This is a genomic window from Mycobacterium sp. E740, assembly GCF_001672895.1.
In the GTDB taxonomy this organism is placed as follows: domain Bacteria; phylum Actinomycetota; class Actinomycetes; order Mycobacteriales; family Mycobacteriaceae; genus Mycobacterium.
Window position 1 is genome coordinate 1 of sequence record NZ_LZKP01000203.1, and the last position, 6,311, is coordinate 6,311.

5 protein-coding genes are annotated in these 6,311 nt (G+C 68.1%); 3 read left to right on the top strand and 2 right to left on the bottom strand.

Features of this window, described 5'->3' with window-relative positions:
* Positions 1-828: MerR family transcriptional regulator (locus A5663_RS19990; protein ID WP_068153218.1), on the top strand; the 828-nt coding region annotated here is incomplete at its 5' end.
* A gap of 3 nt (positions 829-831) precedes the next feature.
* Here A5663_RS19990 and guaA read toward each other — a convergent pair.
* Positions 832-2,403 carry a glutamine-hydrolyzing GMP synthase gene (guaA, locus tag A5663_RS19995; RefSeq protein WP_068153221.1) on the bottom strand — a complete coding sequence of 524 codons (1,572 nt, stop codon included), beginning with the start codon at positions 2,401-2,403 and terminating at the stop codon, positions 832-834.
* Positions 2,404-2,509: 106 nt separating this feature from the next.
* Between guaA and A5663_RS20000 the strand changes: the two genes are divergently transcribed.
* Positions 2,510-3,283, top strand: coding sequence for a beta-phosphoglucomutase family hydrolase (locus A5663_RS20000; protein ID WP_231976846.1), 774 nt, complete (start codon positions 2,510-2,512; stop codon positions 3,281-3,283).
* The gene (locus A5663_RS20005) at positions 3,283-5,631 is read left to right on the top strand and encodes a glycoside hydrolase family 65 protein (protein ID WP_068153227.1); all 2,349 of its coding nucleotides are present in this window, start codon (positions 3,283-3,285) and stop codon (positions 5,629-5,631) included. The genes A5663_RS20000 and A5663_RS20005 overlap by 1 nt, the downstream gene beginning before the upstream one ends.
* A 15-nt stretch (positions 5,632-5,646) precedes the next feature.
* On the opposite strand, the gene phoU is transcribed toward A5663_RS20005, so the two are convergent.
* Complete coding sequence (gene phoU, locus A5663_RS20010; protein ID WP_068153223.1) at positions 5,647-6,306, bottom strand: phosphate signaling complex protein PhoU; 660 nt, start codon at positions 6,304-6,306, stop codon at positions 5,647-5,649.
* Positions 6,307-6,311: the final 5 nt, after the last annotated feature.

Below are 6,311 nucleotides of genomic sequence, written 5' to 3' on the forward strand. Positions count from 1 at the left end.
CGCGGCTCTCGCGACGTCGTCGAGACCGCCGTCTCGCAACTGTTCGACGCCGCCGTCCAACCGCATGGTGTCGAGCAGTCCGGGGAGTACCGCATCGAGGAGTTGGCGCGGCTGGCGGGCACGACCACCCGCAACATCCGGGTCTACCGCGACCGCGGCCTGCTGCACCCGCCGCTGCGGGTGGGCCGGATCGCGCTGTTCAACGACACGCATCTGACGCGCTTGCGGTTGATCACCTCGCTGCTGGATCGCGGCTACAACATCTCGCACGTGCACGAGATGCTCTCGGCGTGGGAGCAGGGCAAGGGCGTGGGCGACATCCTCGGGCTGGAATCGGCGATCGCGGGCAGTTGGGCGACCGAGAAGCCCGAGCGGATGAGCGTCGCCGAAGCCAAGCGGCTCGTCGACGACGACCCCGGCTTCGACCGGATGGTCGGCCTCGGGGTGATCCGGCTGGAAGACGGTGAGGCCGTCATAGTGCGGCCCAAGCTCATCGAGGCGTTCAACGAGATCCGCCAGTACGGCGTCGGCACCGAGAAGCTGATCGATTTGCACGAGCGGATCGCGCCGCTGCTCGACCAGATCAGCGAGATGCTGGTGCAGGCCGGTGTCGAAGAGGTGCTGCACCGCATCAACCCCGGCGCCGCACTGCCGCCGGACACCGAGATCGCCGAGCTGATCACGATGCTGGTGCGGTTCCGCACACAAGCGGTGTCGGCGGTGTCGGCGACCCTGGCGTTCTCGATCGAGTCGACGATCGAGTCGCTCGTCGGCCAGATCCTCGGCGAGGTCATCGACAGAGACGCGCAAGCCAACGGCGAGCCCTGAGCGCTACTCCCACTCGATCGTGCCGGGCGGTTTGCTGGTGACGTCCAGCACCACGCGGTTGACCTCCGCGACCTCGTTGGTGATGCGCGTCGAGATGCGTTCGAGCACCTCGTAGGGCACCCGCGTCCAGTCGGCGGTCATCGCGTCCTCACTGGACACCGGGCGCAGCACGATCGGATGCCCGTAGGTGCGGCCGTCACCTTGCACACCCACCGAGCGGACGTCGGCGAGCAGCACGACGGGGCACTGCCAGATCTGGTTGTCCAGCCCGGCGGCGGTGAGTTCCTCGCGGGCGATCGCATCGGCGCGCCGCAGCGTCTCCAGTCGCGCGGCAGTGACCTCGCCGACGATCCGGATACCCAAGCCCGGACCCGGAAACGGCTGGCGCGCAACGATTTCCTCCGGCAGGCCCAATTCGCGGCCCACCGCCCGGACCTCGTCCTTGAACAGCAACCGCAACGGTTCGACCAGCTTGAACTTCAGGTCGCCGGGCAGGCCACCGACGTTGTGGTGGCTCTTGATGTTGGCGGTGCCAGAACCTCCGCCGGACTCCACCACGTCGGGATACAGCGTCCCCTGCACCAGGAACTCGACGTCGGTGCCGTCGTCGCCGGCACCGCCTTCCACCAGATCGCGAACCGCCCCCTCGAACGCCCTGATGAACTCCCGGCCGATGATCTTGCGCTTGCCTTCGGGGTTGGTCACGCCGGAGAGCGCCTCGAGGAACCGGTCGGCGACGTCGACGGTGACGAGGTTGGCGTGGGTGGCGGCGACGAAGTCACGCTGCACCTGCGCCCGCTCCCCCGCCCGCAGCAGGCCGTGGTCGACGAAGACGCACGTCAACCGGTCGCCGATGGCCCGCTGCACGAGCGCGGCGGCCACCGCGGAGTCCACCCCGCCCGACAGCCCGCAGATGGCCCGCCCGTCGCCGATCTGCTCTCGGACCTGCTCGACGAGCGCATCTGCGATGTTGGCCGGCGTCCACGTCGAGTCGATACCGGCGAACTCGTGCAGGAAGCGGCTCAGCACCTGCTGGCCGTGCGGCGTGTGCATCACCTCAGGGTGGTACTGCACGCCGGCCAGTCGCCGGCCCCGGTTCTCGAACGCCGCGACCGGCGCACCGGTGCTGGCGGCGACCACTTCGAAACCGTCGGGAGCTTCGGTGACCGCGTCGCCGTGGCTCATCCACACCGGCTGCGTCACCGGAAGATCCGAATGAAGTTCTCCACCAATGACATTCAACTCGGTGCGACCGTATTCGCGGGTTCCGGTGTGCGCCACGGTTCCGCCGAGCGCCTGTGCCATCGCCTGGAAGCCGTAGCAGATGCCGAACACCGGCACGTCGAGATCGAACAGCTCGGCGTTGAGCTGCGGAGCACCGGCTTCGTAGACGCTGGCCGGCCCACCGGAGAGCACGATGGCCTGCGGATCGCGGGCCTTGATCTCCTCCACGCTGGCGGTATGCGGTATCACCTCGGAGTAGACCCGGGCCTCGCGGACCCGGCGGGCGATCAGTTGCGCGTACTGCGCTCCGAAGTCGACCACCAGTACGGGCCGGGGAGATCCTGATGTCACCGGGTCAGTCTAGTTGGGCGCGCCTTGCGGGCAGCGAACCGTTGATCCGCAGCACGCGCAGCACCGCACAAGCATGTCTGCGAGCAAAAACGGGAATGGAGTGAGGGTGCCTGGAAGCCCCGCACCCGGAGAACGGACTGAAGAACTTGGTCTACCCGCCGGAATCCGTGCCGCGCTGTTCGATCTCGACGGCGTGCTGACGGACACCGCGAGCGTCCACAAGAAGGCGTGGAAGGCCATGTTCGACGACTTCCTGCGCCGGCGATCGGAGTGCAGCGGTGAGGCGTTCACACCGTTCGACGCGCAAACCGACTACCTCACCTACGTCGACGGCAAGAAGCGGGAGGACGGCGTGCGGTCCTTCCTGGAGAGCCGAAGTATCGAGTTGCCCGAAGGCGATTCCGACGACGGACCGCAGCAGGAGACCGTGGCCGGGCTGGGCAACCGGAAGAACGACATGTTCCAGGAGGTTCTGCAGACCGACGGCATCGAGGTGTTCGACGGATCGCGCCGCTACCTGGAAGCGGTCTCGAACGCGGGCCTGGGCATCGCCGTGGTCTCCTCTAGCGCCAACACCCGGCAGGTACTCGAGCTGACCGGGCTGGCGCGGTTCATCCAACAGCGGGTGGACGGCGTCGTGCTGCGCGAGGAGAACATCCCGGGCAAGCCCGCGCCCGACTCGTTCCTGCGCGCCGCGGAGCTTCTCGGTGTCGAACCCGGGCAGGGCGCGGTGTTCGAGGACGCGTTGTCGGGAGTCGCGGCCGGGCGGGCCGGACATTTCGGGGTAGTGGTCGGCGTCGACCGGGTCGGACAGGCAGAAGCCTTGCGGGACAACGGCGCCGACATCGTGGTGACCGACCTCGCGGAGCTGCTCGCATGATGTTCGAGGACGACGTCTACCCCGTCGAGCCGTGGCATGTCCGGGAGAAGTCGCTCGACCTCGACACGCTCGCGCAGTCGGAGTCGTTGTTCGCGCTGTCGAACGGACACATCGGATTGCGCGGCAATCTCGAGGAGGGTGAACCGCACGCGCTGCCGGGCACCTACCTGAACTCGTTCTACGAATGCCGGCCCCTGCCGTATGCCGAGGCCGGATTCGGCTATCCGGAGGACGGGCAGACCGTCGTCAACGTCACGAACGGAAAGCTGATCCGGTTGCTGGTCGACGACGAACCGTTCGACGTGCGTTACGGAGCACTGCACGAGCACGAACGCGTACTCGATCTGCGAGCGGGCACCCTCACGCGCACCGCGCTCTGGGAGTCACCGGCGGTGAAGAAGATCAAGGTCGTCTCCACGCGGCTTGTCTCACTCACGCAACGCAGCGTCGCCGCAATCGAGTACACCGTCGAGGCGGTAGACGAGTTCGCAAGAGTCACCGTGCAATCCGAGCTGGTCGCCAACGAGGAGTTGCCGCCGTCGTCGAACGATCCGCGGGTTTCGGCCGTCCTCGACAAGCCGTTGGAGTCGGTGCAACACGAGCACTCCGACCGCGGCGCGATCCTGCTGCACCGCACCCGCAACAGCAATCTGATGATGGCCGCCGCGATGGATCACGACATCGAGGTGCCCGGGCGCGTCGAGATCGACACCGGCGCCGGACACGACTGGGCCACCACCACCGTAATCTGCGGCCTCCGGCCGGGCGAAAAGCTTCGGATCGTCAAGTACCTCGCCTACGGGTGGTCCAGTCTGCGGTCTCGCCCGTCCCTGCGCGACCAGGCCGCGGCCGCGATCAGCAGCGCGCGGTACACCGGCTGGCAGGGCCTGCTCGACGGTCAGCGGGCCTATCTCGACGACTTCTGGGACGGTGCCGACGTCGAGGTGGAGGGCGACCTCGACTGCCAGCAGGCCGTCCGTTTCGGGCTCTTCCACGTGCTGCAGGCCAGCGCCCGCGCCGAGCGGCGCGCGATCCCCGGCAAGGGCCTGACCGGAACCGGCTACGACGGCCACGCCTTCTGGGACACCGAGGGTTTCGTCCTTCCGGTGCTGACCTACACCCATCCCACGGCGGCGGCCGACGCGTTGCGCTGGCGCGCGTCGATCCTCCCGCAGGCCAGAGAACGGGCGACTCAGCTCGATCTCAAGGGGGCCGCATATCCGTGGCGCACGATCCGCGGCGAAGAGTGTTCGGCGTACTGGCCGGCGGGCACCGCGGCGTTCCACGTCAACGCCGACATCGCGATGGCTTTCGAGCGGTACCGCATCGTGACCGGTGACCATTCGCTGGAGGCCGAATGCGGGCTCACGGTGCTCATCGAGACCGCCAGGCTGTGGCAGTCGCTCGGCCACCACGACCGGCACGGCGTCTGGCACGTCGACGGCGTCACCGGACCGGACGAGTACACGGCCGTGGTGCGCGACAACGTGTTCACGAACCTGATGGCGGCGGCCAACCTTCGCGCGGCCGTCGACGCCTGCACCCGCAACATGGACGCGGCCCGCGCCGCGGGCGTCACCACCGAGGAGATGGCCGCCTGGCGTCACGCCGCCGATTCCGCGCACATCCCGTTCGACGAGGAACTGGGCGTGCACCCGCAGAACGACGGCTTCACCACACTGCGCGAGTGGGAGTTCACGAAGAACACGACGTACCCGCTGCTGATGCACGAGCCGTATGTCCGGCTCTATCCCGCGCAGGTGGTCAAGCAGGCCGACCTGGTGCTGGCCATGCACTGGCAGGGCCACGCGTTCACCGCCGAGCAGAAGGCTCGCAACGTCGACTACTACGAGCGACGCACGACCAGGGACTCGTCGCTGTCAGCGTGCACGCAGGCGGTGATGTGTGCCGACGTCGGCCATCTCGAACTCGCCCACGAGTACGCCTACGAAGCCGCGATGATCGACCTGCGGGATCTGCACCGCAACACCCGCGACGGCCTGCACATGGCGTCGCTGGCCGGGGCGTGGACCGCGCTGGTGGCCGGTTTCGGCGGGCTGCGTGACGACGAAGGAGTGCTCGAGCTGAACCCGCGGCTGCCCGACGGGATCTCGCGACTGCGATTCCGCTTGCGGTGGCGGAACTTTCGGCTGACCGTCGACGCCAACCACAAAGACGTCACCTACACGCTGCGCGACGGCCCGGATGGCTCACTGCGGATTCGCCACGGCGGCGAGGAACTCGACCTGGACTCTCAGGAGCCGAAGACCGTGCCGGTCAACCACTGCGAGCCACTGCTGCCCACCCCGCAGCAACCGCCAGGACGCGAACCGGTACGGCGGATCTAACAGCCTGGCTCAGGGTCAGGCCATCTCCTTGTGCACCGGCAGTCCGCCGGTCGCCTCGAACACCACGCGCCTGCCGATCTCCACGGCGCGGTCGGCGAACCGTTCGTAGTAGCGGCCGAGCAACGCGACGTCGACGGCCGAACACACCCCGTCCTGCCATTTGTGGTCGATCAGCAGCGTGAACAGGTGCCGGTGCTCAGCGTCGACGGCGTCGTCCTCGTCGCGCAGCCGCGCCGCCTTGTCCGGATCGCGCGACAGCAGCACCTCCTGCGCGGTGCGCGCGAGTTTCACTGCCCGCGCGCCCATTTCGGCGAAGCTCGCGCGCACGTCGGCCGGCAGCGCACAGTCCGGATGCCGCAGCCGGGAGATGCCGGCGACGTGGGCGGCCAACGCGCCCATGCGATCGATGTCGGCGGCGACGTGAATCGATCCCACCACGGTGCGCAGTTCGCTCGCCACCGGCTGCTGCAGCGCGAGGATCCGCAGCGCCGCCTCTTCGGTTCGCCGGTTCAGCGTGACGATGTGCTCATGGTCGGCGATGACCTGTTCGGCCAGCGACAGGTCGGCTTCGAGCAGGGCCTGTGTCGCCCGTTCCATCGCGGTGACCGCGAGCCCGCACATCTGCCCGAGCTGCGTGCTCAGCCCGGCCAACTGCTCGTGATACGCGGCCCGCATCGCGA